The organism is Caulobacter flavus (assembly GCF_003722335.1).
GTDB classification, from domain to species: Bacteria; Pseudomonadota; Alphaproteobacteria; order Caulobacterales; family Caulobacteraceae; genus Caulobacter; species Caulobacter flavus.
In genome coordinates this window covers 4,417,863-4,436,567 of sequence record NZ_CP026100.1, presented here as the reverse complement: position 1 = coordinate 4,436,567, position 18,705 = coordinate 4,417,863, and the positions used below count along the sequence as shown (strand labels likewise).

18 protein-coding genes and 1 riboswitch are annotated in these 18,705 nt (G+C 69.3%); of the genes, 10 read left to right on the top strand and 8 right to left on the bottom strand.

Features of this window, described 5'->3' with window-relative positions; all coding sequences use genetic code 11:
• The first annotated feature begins 58 nt into the window (after positions 1–58).
• Both C1707_RS20155 and recN read left to right on the top strand, forming a co-directional pair.
• Positions 59–988, top strand: a complete 930-nt coding sequence (locus C1707_RS20155; RefSeq protein ID WP_101715721.1) for an outer membrane protein assembly factor BamD — start codon at positions 59–61, stop codon at positions 986–988.
• A 100-nt stretch (positions 989–1,088) separates the two neighbouring features.
• Positions 1,089–2,801 carry a DNA repair protein RecN gene (gene recN / locus C1707_RS20150; protein WP_101715765.1) on the top strand — a complete coding sequence of 571 codons (1,713 nt, stop codon included), beginning with the start codon at positions 1,089–1,091 and terminating at the stop codon, positions 2,799–2,801.
• Positions 2,802–2,914: 113 nt separating this feature from the next.
• On the opposite strand, the gene parE is transcribed toward recN, so the two are convergent.
• Positions 2,915–5,014 carry a DNA topoisomerase IV subunit B gene (parE, locus tag C1707_RS20145; RefSeq protein WP_101715720.1) on the bottom strand — a complete coding sequence of 700 codons (2,100 nt, stop codon included), beginning with the start codon at positions 5,012–5,014 and terminating at the stop codon, positions 2,915–2,917.
• A gap of 215 nt (positions 5,015–5,229) precedes the next feature.
• On the opposite strand from parE, the gene C1707_RS20140 reads away from it, so the two are divergent.
• A complete protein-coding gene (locus C1707_RS20140) occupies positions 5,230–5,616 on the top strand; it encodes a hypothetical protein (RefSeq protein WP_101715719.1) in 387 nt (128 codons plus the stop codon).
• 55 nt (positions 5,617–5,671) lie between these two features.
• On the opposite strand, the gene C1707_RS20135 is transcribed toward C1707_RS20140, so the two are convergent.
• Genes C1707_RS20135 through C1707_RS20125 form a run of 3 tightly spaced genes read right to left on the bottom strand, consistent with a single transcriptional unit; the run spans position 5,672 to position 9,044 of the window.
• Positions 5,672–6,157 carry a GNAT family N-acetyltransferase gene (locus tag C1707_RS20135; RefSeq protein ID WP_101715718.1) on the bottom strand — a complete coding sequence of 162 codons (486 nt, stop codon included), beginning with the start codon at positions 6,155–6,157 and terminating at the stop codon, positions 5,672–5,674.
• A 56-nt stretch (positions 6,158–6,213) separates the two neighbouring features.
• Complete coding sequence (locus C1707_RS20130) at positions 6,214–7,581, bottom strand: amidohydrolase family protein (protein WP_101715717.1); 1,368 nt, start codon at positions 7,579–7,581, stop codon at positions 6,214–6,216.
• On the bottom strand, positions 7,581–9,044 hold the full coding sequence (locus tag C1707_RS20125; protein ID WP_101715716.1) for an amidohydrolase: 1,464 nt from the start codon (positions 9,042–9,044) through the stop codon (positions 7,581–7,583). Before C1707_RS20125 ends, C1707_RS20130 begins: the two co-directional genes overlap by 1 nt.
• 161 nt (positions 9,045–9,205) lie before the next feature.
• Between C1707_RS20125 and C1707_RS20120 the strand changes: the two genes are divergently transcribed.
• The 4 genes from C1707_RS20120 to C1707_RS20105 all read left to right on the top strand — a co-directional run bounded on the left by C1707_RS20120 (position 9,206) and on the right by C1707_RS20105 (position 11,558).
• Positions 9,206–9,565 carry a Kazal-type serine protease inhibitor family protein gene (locus tag C1707_RS20120; RefSeq protein ID WP_101715715.1) on the top strand — a complete coding sequence of 120 codons (360 nt, stop codon included), beginning with the start codon at positions 9,206–9,208 and terminating at the stop codon, positions 9,563–9,565.
• A 103-nt stretch (positions 9,566–9,668) separates the two neighbouring features.
• Positions 9,669–9,959: a putative quinol monooxygenase gene (locus C1707_RS20115; protein ID WP_205686794.1), complete on the top strand. Its 291-nt coding sequence runs from the start codon at positions 9,669–9,671 to the stop codon at positions 9,957–9,959.
• Positions 9,960–10,070: 111 nt separating this feature from the next.
• Positions 10,071–11,141, top strand: a complete 1,071-nt coding sequence (rsgA, locus tag C1707_RS20110; protein WP_101715714.1) for a ribosome small subunit-dependent GTPase A — start codon at positions 10,071–10,073, stop codon at positions 11,139–11,141.
• A 93-nt stretch (positions 11,142–11,234) separates the two neighbouring features.
• Complete coding sequence (locus tag C1707_RS20105) at positions 11,235–11,558, top strand: hypothetical protein (protein ID WP_101715713.1); 324 nt, start codon at positions 11,235–11,237, stop codon at positions 11,556–11,558.
• 100 nt (positions 11,559–11,658) lie between these two features.
• Here C1707_RS20105 and glnA read toward each other — a convergent pair whose 3' ends face one another.
• The gene (glnA, locus tag C1707_RS20100) at positions 11,659–13,068 is read right to left on the bottom strand and encodes a type I glutamate--ammonia ligase (protein ID WP_101715712.1); all 1,410 of its coding nucleotides are present in this window, start codon (positions 13,066–13,068) and stop codon (positions 11,659–11,661) included.
• 45 nt (positions 13,069–13,113) lie between these two features.
• Positions 13,114–13,452, bottom strand: a complete 339-nt coding sequence (locus C1707_RS20095; RefSeq protein ID WP_101715711.1) for a P-II family nitrogen regulator — start codon at positions 13,450–13,452, stop codon at positions 13,114–13,116.
• 246 nt (positions 13,453–13,698) lie between these two features.
• Here C1707_RS20095 and C1707_RS20090 point away from each other — a divergent pair, with 246 nt between their 5' ends.
• The 3 genes from C1707_RS20090 to C1707_RS20080 are packed head-to-tail and all read left to right on the top strand — an operon-like array spanning position 13,699 to position 17,293.
• Entirely contained in the window at positions 13,699–15,243 is a 1,545-nt protein-coding gene (locus C1707_RS20090) for an acetyl-CoA acetyltransferase (RefSeq protein WP_101715710.1), read from the top strand.
• Positions 15,243–15,812 carry a histidine phosphatase family protein gene (locus tag C1707_RS20085; protein WP_101715709.1) on the top strand — a complete coding sequence of 190 codons (570 nt, stop codon included), beginning with the start codon at positions 15,243–15,245 and terminating at the stop codon, positions 15,810–15,812. Before C1707_RS20090 ends, C1707_RS20085 begins: the two co-directional genes overlap by 1 nt.
• Positions 15,813–15,841: 29 nt before the next feature.
• Positions 15,842–17,293 (top strand): NAD(P)H-hydrate dehydratase, encoded by a 1,452-nt coding sequence (locus tag C1707_RS20080; protein WP_240633980.1) that lies wholly within the window; start codon positions 15,842–15,844, stop codon positions 17,291–17,293.
• Positions 17,294–17,305: 12 nt separating this feature from the next.
• On the opposite strand, the gene C1707_RS20075 is transcribed toward C1707_RS20080, so the two are convergent.
• Together C1707_RS20075 and C1707_RS26270 are read right to left on the bottom strand one after the other, a co-directional pair.
• On the bottom strand, positions 17,306–18,226 hold the full coding sequence (locus C1707_RS20075) for a homoserine O-succinyltransferase (protein ID WP_101715707.1): 921 nt from the start codon (positions 18,224–18,226) through the stop codon (positions 17,306–17,308).
• Positions 18,227–18,273: 47 nt separating this feature from the next.
• A riboswitch (SAM-I-IV-variant riboswitch) is annotated at positions 18,274–18,376 on the bottom strand.
• An 89-nt stretch (positions 18,377–18,465) separates the two neighbouring features.
• Entirely contained in the window at positions 18,466–18,642 is a 177-nt protein-coding gene (locus C1707_RS26270) for a hypothetical protein (protein ID WP_164467415.1), read from the bottom strand.
• Positions 18,643–18,705: the final 63 nt, after the last annotated feature.

Here is an 18,705-nt window from a genome sequence, read left to right as displayed (position 1 = left end):
CATCGACGTGGTGTAGAAGCCTTGGTTCGGCGCGGGGGCGCGCAAGGTTGCTTCGAGGGTGAGAGAGTCCGTGCTTCGCAAAATCTCGGGACGTTCGGCCGTTTCCATCGTGGCCGTGCTCGCCGCTCTGTCGGTCACCGCCTGCGCGGGCAAGCCCAAGAAGCCGACGCTGGCCTATGAGGAGCGTCCGGTCGAGCTGCTGTATTCCACCGGCGCCAATCGCCTGGATCGCGGCAACTGGAACGAGGCTGTCGACTACTTCCGCGAGGTGGAGCGTCAGCACCCCTATTCGGAATGGTCGCGCCGCTCGATCCTGATGACCGGCTACGCCCACTACCAGGGCAACCAGTACGCCGACGCCATCGGCGACGCCGACCGCTTCATCTCGCTGTACCCGGGCAATCCTTCGGCCTCGTACGCCTACTACCTGAAGGCCATCTGCTACTTCGAACAGATCGTCGACGTGTATCGCGACCAGGCCGCCACCGAGCAGGCGCTCGCCGCGCTGCGCGACGTGGTCCAGCGCTATCCCAACAGCGAATACGCCCAGGACGCCCGCCTGAAGATCGACATGGTCAACGACCAACTGGCCGGCAAGGAACTGGCCATCGGTCGCTGGTACCTGCGCGACGGCAAGACCCTGGCCGCCATCGGTCGCTTCAAGACCGTCGTCGACCGCCACCAGACCACCTCGCACACCCCGGAAGCCCTCTACCGCCTGGTCGAGGCCTACATGACCCTGGGTCTGACCGAGGAGGCCAAGCGCAACGGCGCGGTGCTGGGCTACAACTTCCCGGGCGATCGCTGGTACGCCGACGCCTACAAGCTGCTGAACGACGCGGGCCTGAAGCCGGCCGTCGAGCCGCTGAAGGCCGGGAACAAGCGCAACCTGATCGACCGCACCTTCAACAAGGACAAGGGCGCTACCCTGGCGCCTCCAGGCGAGAAGAAGAAAAAGGGCGGCCTGATGGGCGTCCTGGGGATGTAAGCGAAAGCGGGCCGTTGCAAAACAGCCCGTTTTTCTTTTGTTCTCAAGCGACTACCGCTTCCTCTTTGAAAAAGCCCGATTCCCGGTGATCCTTCCGGCCATGCTGATCGGTCTCTCCATCCGCGACGTGGTGCTCATCGAGAGCCTCGACCTGGCCATCGGGCCGGGCCTGACCGCGCTGACCGGCGAGACCGGGGCGGGCAAGTCGATCATTCTCGACGCCCTGGGCCTGGCCACCGGCGCCCGCGCCGACGCCGGCCTTGTGCGGCGAGGGGCCGCCGGCCACGCCAGCGCCACGGCGATATTCGCCCTCGCGCCCGATCATCCCGCCTTCGCCTATCTCGACGACAAGGGCCTGGACTACGCCCGCGACGAGGACCTGGTCCTGCGCCGCCAGCTGTCGCCCGACGGCCGCTCGCGCGCCTTCGTCAACGACCAGGCCACCAGCGTCGGGGTGCTCAAGGACCTGGGCGGCCTGCTGCTCGAGGTGCACGGCCAGCACGAGACCGTCGGCCTGCTCGATCCGCGCACCCACCGCGCCCTGCTGGACGCCTACGGCCAGGTCAGCGTGGGGGCCGTGGCCTCGGCCTGGAGCGGCTGGCGCGCCGCCCGCGAGGCCGCCGCCGAGCTGAAGGCCCTGTCCGACCGCGCCGCGGCCGAGACCGAGGAACTGACCCTTCGCTTGTCCGAACTGGATCGCCTCGACCCGCGCGAGGGCGAGGAGACCGCCCTGGCCGAGGAGCGGGCCCTGCTGGGCTCCGCCGAGAAGGCCCTGGCCGACATCGCCGCCGCGCAGGACGCCCTGGGCGGCGACAACCTGTCGGGCAAGCTGGCCTCGGCCTTCCGCGCCCTGGAGCGGGCCCGTGACCGCGCCGCCAACGCCGGCGCGCCCGCCGACGGTCCGGCCATGACCCGCCTGGCCGCCGCCTGCGACGCCGTCGACCGCGCGCTCGTCGAGGCCCAGGAGGCCAGTGCGATCATCGATGCGGCCGCCGAGAGCTTCGAGTTCGAGCCCGACCGCCTGGAAAAGACCGAGGAGCGCCTGTTCGCCCTGCGCGGCATGGCCCGCAAGCTGAACGTGCTGGTCGAGGATCTGCCGGCGGTCCGCGCGCAGTTCGCCGCCCGCCTGCAGGCCGTCGAGACCTCGGCCGAAGCCCTGGTCGCCGCCGAGGCCCAGGCCGCCGAGGCCCGCGAGGCCTATCTCTACGCCGCCCAGGCGCTGTCGGCCGAGCGCCGCGCCGCCGGCGACCGCCTGGCCAAGGCCGTCGAGGCCGAGCTTGGCCCGCTGAAGCTGGAGAAGGCCCGGTTCCGCGTCGCGCTGGAGCCGCTGGACGAGGACAAGGCCGGTCCCTCGGGCCTCGACCGCATCGCCTTCGAGATCTCGACCAATCCCGGCGCGCCGTTCGGTCCGATGGAGGCCATCGCGTCGGGCGGCGAACTGGCCCGCTTCGCCCTGGCGCTGAAGGCGGCGCTGGCCGGGAAGGGCGGCGGTCCCCAGCCGCTGATGATCTTCGACGAGGTCGACCAGGGCGTCGGCGGGGCCGTGGCCGACGCGGTCGGCCTGCGGTTGAAGCGCCTGGCGTCCGGCGAAGGGCAGGGGGGCGCCCAGGTTCTGGTGGTCACCCACTCGGCCCAGGTGGCCGCGCGCGGCGACGCCCACTGGCGCATCTCCAAGTCCGGCGACGACACCTCGACCCGCACCAGGGTCGAGCCCCTTTCGCCCGCCGAGCGCGAGGAAGAGATCGCGCGGATGCTGTCGGGCGCCGAGATCACCGAGGCCGCGCGGGCCGCGGCGCGGGCGTTGATCGGCTGACGCCAACCCCCTCCGGCCCTCCGGGCCACCTCCCCCAGAGGGGGAGGATCTACGGCCTCAGATGCGCCCCTCTGGGGGAGCTGTCGCGGAGCGACTGAGGGGCCGCGCAGCGGTTACAGATCCAGGTCGTCCGCCGCGAAGGCCGCGTTGTCCTGGATGAACTTGAAGCGCAGCTCGGGCTTGCGACCCATCAGGGTCTCGACCAGGTCCTCGACGGTTTCCTCGTGGCGCGGCAGGGTCACGCGCGCCAGGGTGCGGACCGCCGGGTCCATGGTGGTTTCCTTCAGCTGCGAAGCCATCATCTCGCCCAGGCCCTTGAAGCGACCGATCTCGGGCTTCTTGCCCTTGAACATGGTGGCCAGCAGCTCGTCCTTGTGGGCGTCGTCGCGCGCGTACTCGGTCTTGCCGCCGTGGCTGATGCGATAGAGCGGCGGCAGGGCCAGGTACAGGCGGCCGGCCCGGATCAGGTCCGGCATGGTCCGGTAGAAGAAGGTGATCAGTAGCGAGGCGATGTGCGCGCCGTCGACGTCGGCGTCGGTCATGATGATGATCCGCTCGTAGCGCAGATCCTCTTCACGGTACTTGGCGCCGCCCTGCGCGCCGAGCGCGAGCATCAGGTCCGACAGTTCCTTGTTGGCCGTGAACTTCTCGCCCGAGGCCGAGGCCACGTTCAGGATCTTGCCGCGCAGGGGCAGGATCGCCTGGTTCTTGCGGTTGCGCGCCTGCTTGGCCGAGCCGCCGGCCGAGTCGCCTTCGACGATGAACAGTTCCGCACCGTCCACCGCGCCGCCGGCGCAGTCTGCCAGCTTGCCCGGCAGGCGCAGCTTGCGGGTCGCGCTGGCGCGGGAGACTTCCTTGTCCTTGCGGCGCTTGAGGCGTTCCTCGGCCCGCTCGATGACGAACTCCAGCAGGGCCTGGGCGGCCTTGGGGCTGCCGGTCAGCCAGTGATCGAACGGGTCGCGCAGGGCGTTCTCGACGAAGCGCTGGGCCTCGGTCGTCGACAGCTTTTCCTTGGTCTGGCCCTGGAACTCGGGGTTCTTGATGAACACCGAGATCAGCGCGCCGGCCTGGGCCACCACGTCGTCGGCGGTGATGATCGTGCCGCGCTTCTCGCCCTTGAGGTCGGCATAGGCCTTGAGGCCCCTGGTCAGGGCGGCGCGGAAGCCGCTTTCGTGCGTGCCGCCCTCGGGCGTCGGCACGGTGTTGCAGTACGACTGCATGAAGCCGTCGTGCTCGCCGAAGCCGCGCGGGGTCCAGGTGACGGCCCATTCGACCGCGCCGGCCTCGCCCTCGCGCTCGATGCGGCCCGAGAAGCTGGTCGGGGTGACCGTCTCCAGCCCCTTGGTGCGCTCGGCCAGGAAGTCGGCCAGGCCGTTGGGGAAGTGGAACACCGCCTCGGGCGGGGTCTGGTCGTGGATGCGCTCGGGCGCGCAGGACCATTTGATCTGCACGCCGCGGAACAGATAGGCCTTGGACCGGGTCATCCGGTACAGACGCGCCGGCTTGAAGGCGCAGCCCTCGCCGAAGATCTGCTCGTCGGGCTTGAACCGCACCATGGTGCCGCGCTTGCGGCTGGGCTGGATCTTCTCGACCGGACCCAGCGGTTTGCCGCGGGCGAAGCTCTGGCGGTGTTCGAAGCCGTCGCGCCAGACCGTCACCTCGACCAGTTCCGACAGGGCGTTGACGACGCTGGCGCCCACGCCGTGGAGGCCGCCCGAGGTCTCGTAGGCCTTGCCGCTGAACTTACCGCCCGCGTGCAGGACGGTCATGATCACTTCCAGCGCCGACTTGCCCGGATGCTTGGGGTGCGGGTCCACGGGCATGCCGCGGCCGTCGTCCTTGACCGACAGGTAGCCGTCGGCGTCGAGCTTGACCTCGATCGATTTCGCGAAGCCGGCCACGGCTTCGTCCATCGAGTTGTCGAGCACTTCGGCGAACAGGTGGTGCAGGGCCCGCTCGTCGGTGCCGCCGATGTACATGCCCGGACGCATGCGCACGGGCTCCAGGCCTTCCAGCACCTCGATCGAGCTGGCGTCGTAGCCGCCCGACGACGGGGCGGGCGCGGCCTCGACCTTGCCCGGAGGCGGGGGAGGCGGCGGCTGCGGCTTGGGCTGCGGATGCGGTTCGCGGGCGGGCAACGGCGGAGCGCTCGGCGGCGCCAGGGCGTCGTCGTCGAACAGCGAGAACAGCGAGTTGGGGTCTTTGGAAGACATCGGGTGATTTTGCGTCGATTCGGGTGTCTCGCCCCGTATGACCCGAGCTCGCCCCCAAGGAAAGCGCTGCTTGGGGATTGGCTTGCAGCTTTAGTGTGCATGCACGATTGTGACAATTTTCACGAGCATTTTCGTTGATGTCTCTCTGGGTTGAGCGGATGCTTCCTTCCACCGACCCGAGCGGCGGGCGGTCCAGCGGAAGAGGGAGAAGCGTCATGACGACTGCGACTGCGCAGGCGGGGACGGCCGAATTCACCACCAGCGACTGCGGCGACACCAACGGCACGGCCACGGGCCTGCTGCCGGTCGGTTCGTCCGTCTCGATCAACGGAAGCACGGACCTCAGCTCGTGCATCGTCGGCAACAGCGAAGGCAAGGTCTACGGCATCCAGCTGGTGCCCAACGCCGGCATCTACAGCTACCAGGTGCAGGTCGACGCCCAGGGGCCGTCGGGCATCTTCTCGGGCAGCATCAACCTGGCCTTCACCGACCAGACCGGCGACACCTACAAGCTGGCCATCACCGCCAGCCGTCGCGAACAGCACACGGTGTCCTACAACAGCGATCGGCCCTCGATCGTGAAGATCACCTGGACCACCTGACGGATGCGAGGCTTCGTCGATCGATCTCGGTCGGCGAAGCCGTCTTCGGCCCGGCTCAGGCCAGGTCGCGCCGCATGGCGTAGTTGTGGATCGGCACGCCGCGCACCTCGAAGTCGCGCCTGGCGGTCACCGCGAAGCCGTGGCGCTCGAACACCGGCCGGGCCAGTTCGCTGGCCTCGACGTACAGGGCCGCGATCCCTTGCTCGGCGGCGTGCTGGATCACCGTCTCAAGCAGGCGGGAGGCCACTCCTTGTCCGGCGAAGTCGGGATGGCAGTAGAGGTGGTCGACATGGCCGTCGGCCTCGAGGTCGACATAGGCCACGGCCCGATCCTCGGCGTCGGCGGCCACGAAGGTCGTCCGGCCGTCGGCGGCGCGGGTCAGTACGTCGATCGGTTGCAGCGGCGCCGGGGCCCAGGCGGCCGTCTGCGCGGCGGAGTATTCGCGCCGGCCAAGGCCGTGGACGGCGTCGTAGTAGAGCTGGGCCATGTGGGGCGCGTCGTCCGTCCGGTAGGGGCGAATGACCACGGTGGCGGCTTCCATCTCTTCCCTCGAAAAGCGACGGCCCGCTCCTGGTGGGAACGGGCCGTCTGGTCGTCCTAGCGGTAGGCCGGGGGCATGCCGTTGTCGCCCGCCGCGTAGCGGTCGCGCAGCTGGCTCTGCCGGCTGTCGGCCGGCTGCTCGACGCCGCCGACGAAGACCTTGTCGGCCCAGGTCGTGGTTTCCAGCGGATCGCCGGTCCACAGCACCAGGTCGGCGGTCTTGCCGACGTCCAGCGAACCGATCTGGTCGGCCATGCCCCAGATCTTGGCCGGGGTCAGGGTAATGGCCGCCAGGGCCGCCGGGTAGGGCAGGCCGTTGGCGACGGCGAGGCCGGCGTTCAGGCGCTCCTGCCGCAGGTTGTTGAAGTCGCGCGCGCCGTTGATGGCCACGGTCACGCCGGCCGCGTTCAGGCGGGCGGCGTTGTCGAGGCGCGAGCCAAGGGTCTCGAAGCTGTCGGGCAGGTCGGCCTGGGTGTCGACGATCACCGGCACGCCGGCCCTGGCGATCTCGCCGGCGACCAGCCAGCCTTCCTCGGCGCCTTCCAGCATGATCCTGATCTTCTCCTCGGCCGCCAGCTTGAGGGCCAGGCGGATGTCCGAAGCGCGGTGGGCGCGGATCAGCAGCGGGGTCTTGCCCTGCACCACCGGAACCAGGGCCTCCAGGTCGAGGCGCGAGAGGCTGTAGTCGCGTGTGGCGCCCTGTTCGAAGGCCGCGCGGTTCCTGGCGAAGGCCCGGGCGTCCTGCAGGGCCGACTTGACCAGCACGATGGCCGCGCCGCGCGACCCGCCGGCCGCGCGGGCCCCGGCTTCGCCCAGCGACAGGGTCACCGCGGTCTTCGACTTGCTCACGATGTCGGCCTCGCCTGCCTTCAGCCGCACGAACGCCGCCTGGCCGCCGAACAGCGGCGGATCGCCGCCGCCGTCCTTGCCGGCGGTCATCTCCTCGACCACGCCGTCGTCGGCGTGCTCGTGCGACCCGCCGCCGGCGCCCGACAGCACCGGGGTCACGGCCGAACTGGTGACGCCGCCGTCGCGGGCCAGGCCGATCATCGGCGAGGCGGGGTTGACGCTGTAGGCGATGTCGAAGCCGGCCGACAGCGCATTGCCGGTGCCGTCGTCGCGCGTCTCGCGCACGCCGCCGATCTCAGAGGCGCTGATGTTCGACGACGGGGCCACCAGGCCCGGGGTCACGACCCCGCCCTTGGCGTCGATCGTGGTCACGCCGGCCGGCACGGCGACGCCGGCGCCGACGGCGGCGATCTTGCCGTTCTGGACCAGGATGGTTCCCGACGGGATCGCCGCGCTCGACACCGGCTCGATGCGGGCGTTGACGATGGCGAAGGTCTGGGCCGAGGCCGAGCCGGTCGCGACGGCGCACAGGGCGGCGCCGGCGAGGAGGCCGTAAAGAAGAGGAGACCGGATCATCAGTTGAACGCTCCCTGGCCGGGCTGGCCGAGCTCGAAGTCGGACTTGGGCTGATAACGCTTGTCGTTGCGGTCGTAGGTCAGGGCGCCGTCGATATAGACCTGCTCGGCCTGGGCGTAGACGCTGAACGGATCGCGGTTCCAGACCACGATGTCGCCGGCCTTGCCCACTTCCAGGCTGCCGGTCTTGTCGGCGATGCCCATGGCCTTGGCCGGATTGGCCGTGATCCACTTGATGGCCTCGGCGCGGGTGATGCCGTAGCCGATCTTGTTGCCCGCGGTCATGGCGATGGCGGCCTCCTGGTTGAGGCGCTGGGTCATGATCGGGTCGTCGGAGTGGATGACCACGCATGCGCCGGCCTTCCAGACCATGGCGGCGTTGGAGTCGATCCCGTCCAGGCTTTCCATCTTGAAGCCGGTCCACGAGGCCCAGGTGGCCGAGCAGATGCCTTCCTTGGCCAGCAAGGGGGCGACCTTGTAGCTCTCCACCGCGTGGTGGAACATCGTGATCTTGTAGCCGAACTCCTTGGCCACATCGATCATCACGGCCATCTCGTCGCCGCGATAGCAGTGGTTCTGCACCAGTATCTCGCCCTTCAGGACGCCGGCCAGGGTTTCCAGCTGCAGGTCGCGCTTGGGCGCGTCGGCCTTCTCGCCCTTGTCCTTCTTGGCGCGGTAGTCGTCCCACTTGCGGGCGTAGTCGGCCGCGTCGATCCAGGCCTTGCGATAGCCGAAGACGTTGCCCATCGCGGTGGAGGGCGAGCGGCTCTTGCCGCCGTAGACGCGCTTGGGGTTCTCGCCGCAGGCCATCTTCACGCCGTAGGGCGCGCCGGGGAACTTCATGCCCTGCATGGTGGTCGAGGGCACGTTCTTCAGCGTCACCGAGCGGCCGCCGAACAGGTTGGCGCTGCCGGGGAGGATCTGCAGCGTGGTCACCCCGCCGGCGCGGGCGCGGTTGAAGCCCGGATCCTGCGGCCACACCGAGTGCTCGGCCCAAACCTGCGCGGTGTTGGGATCGGTGGCCTCGTTGCCGTCCGACTTGGCCGAGACGCCGGGCGAGGGATAGACGCCCAGGTGGCTGTGGGAGTCGATGATGCCGGGCGTGATCCACTTGCCCTTGGCGTCGACGGTGACGACGCCGGCCGGGATCGCGGTCTCGGGGCCGCCGACGGCGAGGATCCTGCCGTCCTGCACGACGACCACGCCGTTCTCGATCTGCTGGCCGGTCGCGGTCAGCACCGTGGCGCCGACGAAGGCCGTCGGGCGCGAGGGCAGGGCGACGTAGGTGGAGGGGAAGCCTGACGAGGCCTCGCCGTCCAGCCCCTTGGGCAGCGGCTTGGACTCGGCCTTCTCGGCCGGCTTGGCGGACGTTTGCGGCTTGGCCGTGGTCCCGGTCGTGGCGCAGGCCGAAAGCCCCAGCGCGAGCAGACTGACGGCCGCGGCCGTCGTACCCCATCGTGTCATCAATTTTCCCCGACTCTCGAAGAGGCCGCGAGGACAGACCAATTCAGACCCCTGATCAAGCAGCACGGCGCCCCATTTTTCCCAGATCGCGGCGTTTGTCTGTCGCGCGCGCTTCGTGCGAGGATCGCGACCTGAAGTCGAATCCGCGTGGGAGGAACACGATGAGCTTGCGTCCCTGGCTCGGCCTGGCGGCCGCTCTCCTGATCAGCGCCTGCGCGGGCCAGCCCGCCGGCCCCTCCACGGGGGCTCCGCCTCCGATGTCGCGCGCGCCCGTCGCCGAAGGCGGCATGTGCGGCGGCATCGCCGGCTTCCAGTGCGGCGAGGGCCTGTCCTGCGTGATGCCGGTCGGCGCCTGCCGGACCGTCGCCGACGCCTCGGGGATCTGCCGGCCGCGCCCGCAGGCCTGCACGATGGACTATCGCCCCGTCTGCGGCTGCGACGGCAAGACCTACGGCAACGCCTGCAGCGCCGCCGGCCAGGGCGTCAGCGTCGCCCACGACGGCGAATGCAAGGCCTCCTGACGGCATGCTGACAGAAGTCGACCGGCGTCTGGTTATGATCGGCGGCGCGGCGGCGGCTCTCGCGCCGCCGATCGCTGCTGCTGCTGCTGCTGAGGGAAAGACAATGTACGGACTGATCGGCCAGATGAAGGCCGCCCCCGGCAAGCGGGACGAACTGGTGGCCATCCTGAAGGAAGGCACGGGCGCCATGCCCGGCTGCCTGTCCTACATCCTGGCGCTGGATCCGGCCGACGGCGACGCGATCTGGATCACCGAGGTCTGGACCGACAAGGAAAGCCACGCGGGTTCTCTGAAGCTGCCGGCGGTGCAGGCCGCCATCGCCAAGGCTCGCCCGATCATCGCCGGCTTCGGCCATCGCTTCGAGACGACGCCGGTGGGCGGGGTGGGGCTGTAGGCCTCCGGCAGGATCGGCTGTATCCTTCGGCCGTCGCGATCCGGCTTCCGGCGCGTGTCGTTTTGCTGCTAGGCGGTGGGCCGATGCAGCGCTGACCCATGGAAGCCCAACTTGATCGAGCAATACGGATGGTCCGACCTGCTGGCGAAGGCTTTCGAGCCTCACGCGCGCGCGGGCCATGCGGCCGGCCGCGTCGTCGTCCAGCAGCGCAACGGCTATCTGGTCGTCACGGCGCAGGGCGAGGTGCGCGCCAAGCTTTCCGGCCGCCTGCGTCATGAAGCCCAGGAGGCCGGCCATCCGGCGGTCGGCGACTGGGTGGCGTTGTCGATGAACCTGCCCGAGCGCACCGCGACCATCCAGGCCGTGCTGCCGCGCCGCACCGCCCTGGTTCGCCGGGCCGCCGACAGCGTGCAGACCCCCCAGGTCGTCGCCGCCAATGTCGACCTGGCCTTCATCGTCACCTCGATGAACGGCGACCTCAATCCGCGCCGGATCGAGCGTTACCTGGCCGCCGCGTGGCAGAGCGGCGCGCGCCCGGTGGTGGTGCTGACGAAGTCGGACATCTGCGCCGAGGCGGCGTCCCTCGCCGCCGAGGTCGAGGCCCTGGCCGCCGGCTGCCCGGTCGTGATCGTGTCGGCGCGCGAGGGCCTGGGCCTGGACGCCTTGCTGGCTCATCTGGCGCCCGGCGAGACCTGCGTCCTGATCGGCTCGTCCGGCGTCGGCAAGTCCACCCTGGTCAACACGCTGCTGGGCGAGCGGCGCATGGCCACCCAGGAGATCCGGGAAGCCGACGACCGGGGGCGCCACACCACCAGCCATCGCGAACTGGCCCTGCTGCCCGGCGGCGGGCTGATCATCGACACCCCCGGGGTCCGGGAGGTTGGGCTGGTCGACGCCGACGAGGGCGTGAACCAGGTGTTCGACGACATCGAGCGCCTGGCGGAAACCTGCAAGTTCGGCGACTGCAGCCATGCCAACGAGCCCGGCTGCGCGGTGCAGGGCGCCATCCTGAGCGGGGATCTTGATCCCAAGCGCTGGGATCACTTCAGGAAGCTGGCCCAGGAAGCGGCCGCGGCGGAGGAAAAGGCGGCCCGGACGTTCAAGGACGCCGAGCGTCGGCGGCTCGGCAAGGCCCAGAAGAGCTATCGCACGGCCAGGAAGGACGCTCGCGGAGGGGCCTGATCGGATCGCGCCGCCAAGCATTTTTCAAAATATGGCCGCTCTTCCTGGCGAATGGGATTAGGTGTGGGGCTCAACACCTTCGAGAGATGACCAATGCCGGCCTTCACCATCGTCACCACCAGCGCGACCCAAGGCAGCGATTCAGCGGAGGTGAACACCCTGACGGACGAGTTCTCCAACGAGAGCGAAGCCCTGGGTTACGCCCGCCGCATGGCCGACGAGATGCTCGATCTCGCCAGCCAGCTGTCGCTTGATTTCGACTACACCAATGTCGGCCTCTACGAGGGCGACCTGCTCGACGAGGATCTCGACCCGGCCCATGCCGCCTTCAAGGGCGCCTGGGTGCTGGACGAGGAGGGCGCGGCGTTCGTTCCCGCCGACGAGTTCCGCGAGGGGATCGCCCAGGCCGACGCCTGATCGACGATCGCGCACGACGGCGCGGTCCAGGCGACTGACGCTCAAAAGAAAAGGCCCGGAACTCGCGTTCCGGGCCTTTTCCGTGCTCAGGCCTTTCGGCTTAGCACTTGTAGTACATCTCGAATTCGACCGGGTGCGGGTGCAGTTGCAGACGCATCACTTCTTCCATCTTCAGCTCGATGTAGCTGTCGATGAAGTCGTCGTCCATGACGCCGCCGGCCTTCAGGAAGGCGCGGTCCTTGTCCAGGCTTTCCAGGGCTTCGCGCAGCGAGCCGCAGACTTCCGGGATCTTCTTCTGCTCGCGGGGCGGCAGGTCGTAGAGGTTCTTGTCGGCGGCCGCGCCCGGGTCGATCTTGTTGATGATGCCGTCCAGGCCGGCCATCAGCAGAGCGACGAAGGTCAGGTACGGGTTGCCCATCGGGTCCGGGAAGCGGGCTTCGATGCGCTTGGCCTTCGGGCTGTCGACGTGCGGGATGCGGATCGAGGCCGAGCGGTTACGCGAGCTGTAGGCCAGCTTCACCGGGGCTTCGTAGCCCGGCACCAGGCGCTTGTAGCTGTTGGTGGTCGAGTTCGAGAAGGCGTTGATGGCCTTGGCGTGCTTGATGATGCCGCCGATGTACCACAGGCACTCCTGGCTCAGGCCGGCGTACTTGTCGCCGGCGAACAGCGGCTTGCCGTCCTGCCAGATCGACTGGTGCACGTGCATGCCCGAGCCGTTGTCGGCGAACATCGGCTTGGCCATGAAGGTGGCGGTCTTGCCGTAGGCGTGGGCCACGTTGTGGATCACGTACTTATACAGCTGCATCCGGTCGGCCATGGTGACCATGGTGTCGAACTTCAGGCCGAGTTCGTGCTGGGCCGGCGCCACTTCGTGGTGGTGCTTTTCCGGCTTCATGCCGAGTTCGCCCATGACGGCCAGCATTTCGCCGCGCAGATCCTGGGCCGAGTCGACCGGGTTGACCGGGAAGTAGCCGCCCTTGGGGCCCGGGCGGTGACCCATGTTGCCTTCCGGATAGGCCTTGCCCGAGTTCACCGGCAGTTCGGTCGAGTCGAACGAGTAGCTGGTGTCGTGCGGGGCGGTCGACCAGCGCACGTCGTCGAAGATGAAGAATTCGGCTTCCGGGCCGAAGTAGACGGTGTCGCCCACGCCCGCCGACTTCACGTAGTTCAGCGCGGCCTTGGCGATCGAGCGCGGGTCGCGGTTGTAGGGGGTGCCGTCGTCCGGGTTCACGACGTCGCAGAACAGCGCCAGGGTCGTCTGCTGGTAGAACGGGTCGATGATGGCCGAGCTCAGGTCCGGACGCAGCTTCATGTCCGACTCGTTGATGGCCTTCCAGCCGGCGATCGACGAACCGTCGAACATGGTGCCGTCGTTCAGGAACTCGTCGTCGACCAGATCGATGTCGAAGGTGACGTGCTGCATCTTGCCGCGAACGTCCGTGAAGCGGACGTCGACGTACTTCACGTCCTTTTCCTTGATCAGGTCCAGGATTTCCTTGGCGGTGCTCATTGATATCCCCTTTGAGCGAGTAAAGTCTGAGGAGAGGGCCGTGGGCTAGACGGCGGACGGACCGGTTTCGCCGGTCCGGATGCGGACGACTTCGGTGATCTCCGAGACGAAGATCTTGCCGTCGCCGATGCGGCCCGTGCGGGCGGCGTTGGTGATCGCCTCGAGGGCGGCGTCGATCTGGTTGTCCTCGACGACAACCTCGACCTTGATCTTGGGCAGGAAGTCCACGACGTACTCGGCGCCGCGATAGAGCTCGGTGTGGCCCTTTTGGCGTCCGTAGCCCTTGGCTTCCAGAACGGTCATCCCTTGGACGCCCATGTCCTGGAGCGCCTCTTTGACCTCATCCAGCTTGAACGGCTTGATGACGGCTTCGATCTTTTTCATCGGTCTCTTCCGCGCCCATCGGCGCATGGCCTCTGACTTTGAGCGGCAAGGATCACGCCGCCCGGAGCGCTACAAGTCGGGGTTCCAGGTATTGTCGCGGTTCGGTCGCGCATTTGGGCATATGAGTGAATCTTGAGCGACGTTTGATTGAAAAGTATGCATTTCGGAATTGTGGCCGGAAACGGCCTTGTCGCGCCCGGATAGCCGCCTAGGATCGCAAAAACGATCGTTTGAACGGGGGTGAACATGCGCGATGAGACGCCGGTTTTGATCGGCGCGGGCCAGTTCACTTTTCGAGGACCCGCCGAAAATTCGCCTTCGCCGCTGGATTTGCTGAAGATTGCGGCGAAACGCGCTGTCGCCGACGCCGGGCTGCAAGGGGCGGTTCTTGCGCGATTGGACGCTCTGGCGGTCGTAGCGTTCAGCATCGACGCCCCGGGCGGTCTTTCGAAACTGCCGCTTCCCCGCCTGTCGGATCCGCCGGCCAGCCTGGCGCGGGCCGTCGGCGCGGATCCGGCCTGGGCGGTCTATACCGAGACCGGCGGCAACAGCCCCCAACAGGCCATCAACGTCCTGGCCGAGCGCATCGCCCGCGGCGAGTCGCGGCTGGGCCTAGTGACCGGCGCCGAATTCCTTGGTTCGCTGATGAAGCGGATGAAAAACGGCCTGGGCTTCGACGGCTGGGCCGACGACATCGACAGCAAGCCCGCCCGCATCGGCGACCCGCGCCCCGGCGTGACCAGGCAGGAGGCCGCCCACGGCCTGGGCTATCCGGTAAACACCTATCCCTTGTTCGAGAACGCGCTGCGGGCCCGCGACGGGCGCAGCCTCTCCGACCACCAGGCCCGGCTGGGCGCGCTGTTCTCGCCCTTCACCACGGTGGCCGCGACCGATCCCGAGGCCTGGTTCCCGGTCGAGCGCTCGCCGGAGGAACTGGTCACGGTGACCGAGCGCAATCGCATGGTCGGCTACCCGTATCCCAAGTACCTCAACGCCATCATGGAGGTGGACCAGTCGGCCGCCGTGCTGGTCGCCAGCGTCGGCATGGCCCGCGAGCTGGGCGTGCCGGAGGACCGCTGGGTGTTCCTGCACGGCTGCGCCGACGCCGCCGATCTCTGGTACCCGCTGCAGCGCCAGGATTTCCACTCCAGCCCGGCCATCCGGCTGACCGGCAAGCGGGCGCTGGAGATGGCTGGGATCGGCCTGGAGGACCTCGACGTGATCGACCTCTATTCCTGCTTCCCATCGGCGGTGCAGGTCGCCGCCGAGGAACTGGGGATCGCGCTCGACGATCCGCGCGGCCTGACCGTCACCGGCGGCCTGCCTTACTTCGGCGGACCTGGGAATAACTACAGCCTTCACGCCGTGGCCCGGCTGACGGAGCGGCTGCGCGCGCTGCCCGGCGCCTACGGCCTGTCGACCGCCAACGGCTGGTTCCTGACCAAGCAGTCGGTCGGCGTTTATTCCACCCGGCCGGTGGAGGGCGAATGGCGGCGCGAGGATCCGGCCGTGATCCAGAAGGAGATCGACGCCCTGCCGCATCCGCCGATCGCCGAAGCGCCGGAAGGCCGCGCGACCATCGAGACCTACACCGTCGTCCACGCCCGCCAGGGGCCGCGCATGGGGATCGTCATCGGCCGCACGGCGGACGGCGCGCGGTTCGTGGCCAACACCCCCGAGGATCCGGCGGCCCTGGCCGATCTGGAAGCCCGCGAGGGCGTGGGGCGCGCCGGAACGGTCGGGCGCCATCCCGACGGGGTCCGCAATCTGTTCACGCCGGACGCCGCCTGATGGGGCGCGTCCACGTCATCCGCCACGGCAAGCCGGCCTCGACCTGGGGCGGCCACGACGACGATCCCGGCCTCGACGAGACCGGTCGCGAGCAGGCGAGGGCGGTCGCCGCCTTGCTGGCCTCCCTGCCGGCGGAGCAGCGCCCGGTCCGGGTGATCTCCTCGCCGCTGCGCCGCTGTCGCGAGACCGCGGCCCCGCTCGCCGATCTGCTGGGCGTCGCGGTCGAGATCGAGCCGGCCGTCGGCGAGATCCCGACCCCCGCCGCGCTTTCGCCCGAGGCGCGTCCGGCCTGGCTAAAGCAGGCCTTCGCCGGCGACTGGGCCGACATCCAGGGCGATCGCGACTATCTGGCCTGGACGGTCGAGGTCGCCGAGGCTTTGGCGCGATACGAGGGATGCGCCGTCTTCAGCCACTTCGTGGCGCTGAACGCCGCCCTCGCCGCCGCGCAGGGCACGCGCGCGGTCATGGCCTTCCGGCCCGACCACGCCAGCGTCACGGTCTTCGAAGTCGTCGACAACCGCCTGCGGCTGGTCGAGAAAGGCAAGGAAGCCTCCACCGGCGTTCTTTGATGGAGACACCCGTGTCGCTCCGCCAGATCATGACCGTCGCCGAGATGAAGGCGGCCGATGCGGCGGCGACGGCGGCGGGAACGCCGGCGACCACCCTGATGGAACGGGCCGGCAAGGGCGCGGCGGAAGCGATCCGCCAGCGCTGGTCGCGCCGTTCCGTGGTCATCTGGTGCGGTCCCGGCGACAACGGTGGCGACGGCTACGTCGTCGCCCGCCACCTGAGGCGTCGTGGCTGGCCGGTTCGGGTCGAGGCGCTGGCGCCGCCGGCCTCGCCCTCGTGCCGCTGGGCCGCCGAACGCTGGCGAGGCGAGGTCCATCCGCTGAATCCGGCCGTTTCGCCCGCCGACCTCCATGTCGACGCCCTGTTCGGCGCGGGCCTGTCGCGCCCGCTGGATGGGCCGGCGGAGGAGCTGGCGCGCGCCGCCGAAGGGCTGTCGGCCTGCATCGTGGCCATCGACACGCCCAGCGGCGTTCATGGCGACACCGGCCAGTCGCTGGGCGGCGCGGCCTTCAGGGCCGCGCTCACGGTCACCTTCCATCGCCGCAAGCCGGCCCATGTCCTGGCCCATGGCAGAGCGGCCTGCGGCGCGGTCGAGGTGGTCGACATCGGCCTCTCCGATACGGGCGCTGGCGACCTGGTCGAGAACGATCCGTCGCTGTGGGGCGCGCGCTTCCCCTGGCCAAGCGACGACGCCCACAAGCATGCGCGCGGCCGCCTGGTGGTGGTCAGCGGCGAGGCCTGGAGCACGGGCGCGGCGCGCCTGTCGGCCAGGGCGGGCCTGCGGATCGGGGCGGGGGTTGTCACCCTGCTGTCGCCGCCTGGCGCGCTGGCGGTCAACGCCGCCCATCTGGAGGCGGTGATGCTGGCGCCGTTCGACACCGACGCCGAACTGGCCGCGCTGGCCGATCGCGCGGCCGCCGCGGTGATCGGCCCGGCCGCCGGGGTGGGCGAGGCGACGGCCCGCAACCTCACCGCGCTGGCCGGCACGGGCGCGGCCCTGGTGGTCGACGCCGACGCCCTGACCAGCTTCGCCCACGCGCCTGACGAGCTTTTCGCCCGCCTCGACCGCGACGACGTGCTGACCCCGCATCCGGGCGAGTTCGAGCGGCTGTTTCCGGGCCTGCTGAAGGCCTCGCCCGAACGGATCGCCGCCGCCCGCGAGGCCGCGCGGCGGGCCGGGACGATCGTGCTGCTGAAAGGTCCCGACACCGTGATCGCCGCGCCCGACGGCCGCACGGCGGTGAACCTCAACGGCTCGCCATGGCTGGCCACCGCTGGCTCGGGCGACGTGCTGGCCGGCTTCATCGCCGGACTGGCCGCGCAGGGCATGGAAAGTTTCGACGCGGCCTGCGCCGGGGCCTGGATCCACGCCGAATGCGCCAGCCTGCACGGGCCGGGGCTGATCGCCGAGGATCTGCCGGGTCTGGCGCCCGTGGTTCTGAAGCGGCTGTGGGATCAGAGAAATCACCCTCTCCCATAGGGAGAGGTTTTTCTATTCGGCCCCGATCTTGGCCAGCTCGAACGGCGTGGTCTGGTAGACCTCGTTCAGCCAGTTGCCGATCAGCAGGTGGGCGTGGCTGCGCCAGCGGTTGCGCGGCGGGCGGCTGGGGTCGTCGCCCGGGAAATAGTGCCTCGGCGGCGGGGTGGAGGGATCGATCAGCCGGTCGCGCGCGTACTCGGCCGCCAGGGTGCCGGTCTCGTACTCGGGGTGATTGAACATGTAGAGCCAGCGGCGGCGGGCGTCCTCCAGCAGGCACAGGCCCGATTCCTCCGAATCGAGCAGCACCCGCAGCGCGCCGTCGCCCGGCAGGTCTTCGGGCCGCACCTCGGTCCAGCGCGACACGGGAATCTCGATTTCGTCGGCCAGGCCGCGCAGATAGGGCGAGGCCGGCGCCAGGTTGGCGTGCGGGAACACGCCCGAGCGCTTGTCGGCCATCACGTGCTTGGGCACGCCGTGGAAGTGCTTCACGCCGGCCTGGGCGCCCCAGCAGACCGCCAGGCCGGCGTGCACGTGGGTTTCGCTCCAGTCGAAGATGCGCGTCAGCTCGTCCCAGTAGCCGACTTCCTCGAACGGCAGGGTCTCCACCGGCGCGCCGGTGACGATCAGCCCGTCGAAGCGCTCGTGCCGCACCTCTTCCCAGGTGCGATAGAAGGCCAGCATGTGCTCGGCCGAGGTCGTCTTGGGCGAGTGGCTGGCCAGCTGGATCAACGAGAGCTCGATCTGCAGCGGGCTGGCGCCCAGCAGGCGCGCGAACTGGCGCTCGGTGCTGGGCTTGTCGGGCATCAGGTTCAGGAGGCCGATGCGCAGCGGCCGGATGTCCTGGCGGGCGGCGTCGGTGTCGGCCATCAGCGACAGACCTTCGGCTTCCAGCGAGGCGCGGGCCGGCAGGTCGTCGGGAATCTTGATGGGCATGGCGTCGTCCGTCCGTCGAAAAACCAAAGACTCGCGACGGCGCCAGGGGTCACCCGTTTCGTTGCCGTCGCGGCCGCATCCCCCCGACGGGGCGCCACCTTGCTCGGGAAGCAGGTTGGCGTTGGGCGAGCCCAACTCTTGATGCAGGCTTGGCTTTAAAGGCGCGGCCGCGCGATCGCAAGGGGCGCGACGTCGCGTTCACGGCACGCTCGCGTGGCGGCTAGCCGGGGAGGGGCGGGTCAGGCTTCCAGGCGGTGCAGGACGATCTCGGCGCGGACACCTTCGTCGAACAGCCGGCTGCCATAGTCGAGCGCGGCCTGGAACGACCGCTGCTCCAGGGAATCGGTGAACACCACCTGACGGTCGCAGGTGACTTCCCAACCGGCCTCGGTCTCGTTGACCTCGATCGTCCGCATACGCTGTTCTCCCACGCCATGGCGCAGTTAACCGTCGCTGATGGCGAATGGTTGCGTGCGAAT

Bases quoted from the DNA above. Each gene is read 5' to 3' on its own strand.
- recN (WP_101715765.1), top strand. From the start codon at position 1,089: ATGCTGATCGGTCTCTCCATCCGCGACGTGGTGCTCATCGAGAGCCTC.
- parE (WP_101715720.1), bottom strand. From the start codon at position 5,014: ATGTCTTCCAAAGACCCCAACTCGCTGTTCTCGCTGTTCGACGACGAC.
- C1707_RS20140 (WP_101715719.1), top strand. From the start codon at position 5,230: ATGACGACTGCGACTGCGCAGGCGGGGACGGCCGAATTCACCACCAGC.
- C1707_RS20135 (WP_101715718.1), bottom strand. From the start codon at position 6,157: ATGGAAGCCGCCACCGTGGTCATTCGCCCCTACCGGACGGACGACGCG.
- C1707_RS20130 (WP_101715717.1), bottom strand. From the start codon at position 7,581: ATGATCCGGTCTCCTCTTCTTTACGGCCTCCTCGCCGGCGCCGCCCTG.
- C1707_RS20125 (WP_101715716.1), bottom strand. From the start codon at position 9,044: ATGACACGATGGGGTACGACGGCCGCGGCCGTCAGTCTGCTCGCGCTG.
- C1707_RS20120 (WP_101715715.1), top strand. From the start codon at position 9,206: ATGAGCTTGCGTCCCTGGCTCGGCCTGGCGGCCGCTCTCCTGATCAGC.
- C1707_RS20115 (WP_205686794.1), top strand. From the start codon at position 9,669: ATGTACGGACTGATCGGCCAGATGAAGGCCGCCCCCGGCAAGCGGGAC.
- C1707_RS20105 (WP_101715713.1), top strand. From the start codon at position 11,235: ATGCCGGCCTTCACCATCGTCACCACCAGCGCGACCCAAGGCAGCGAT.
- glnA (WP_101715712.1), bottom strand. From the start codon at position 13,068: ATGAGCACCGCCAAGGAAATCCTGGACCTGATCAAGGAAAAGGACGTG.
- C1707_RS20095 (WP_101715711.1), bottom strand. From the start codon at position 13,452: ATGAAAAAGATCGAAGCCGTCATCAAGCCGTTCAAGCTGGATGAGGTC.
- C1707_RS20090 (WP_101715710.1), top strand. From the start codon at position 13,699: ATGCGCGATGAGACGCCGGTTTTGATCGGCGCGGGCCAGTTCACTTTT.
- C1707_RS20085 (WP_101715709.1), top strand. From the start codon at position 15,243: ATGGGGCGCGTCCACGTCATCCGCCACGGCAAGCCGGCCTCGACCTGG.
- C1707_RS20080 (WP_240633980.1), top strand. From the start codon at position 15,842: ATGACCGTCGCCGAGATGAAGGCGGCCGATGCGGCGGCGACGGCGGCG.
- C1707_RS20075 (WP_101715707.1), bottom strand. From the start codon at position 18,226: ATGCCCATCAAGATTCCCGACGACCTGCCGGCCCGCGCCTCGCTGGAA.
- C1707_RS26270 (WP_164467415.1), bottom strand. From the start codon at position 18,642: ATGCGGACGATCGAGGTCAACGAGACCGAGGCCGGTTGGGAAGTCACC.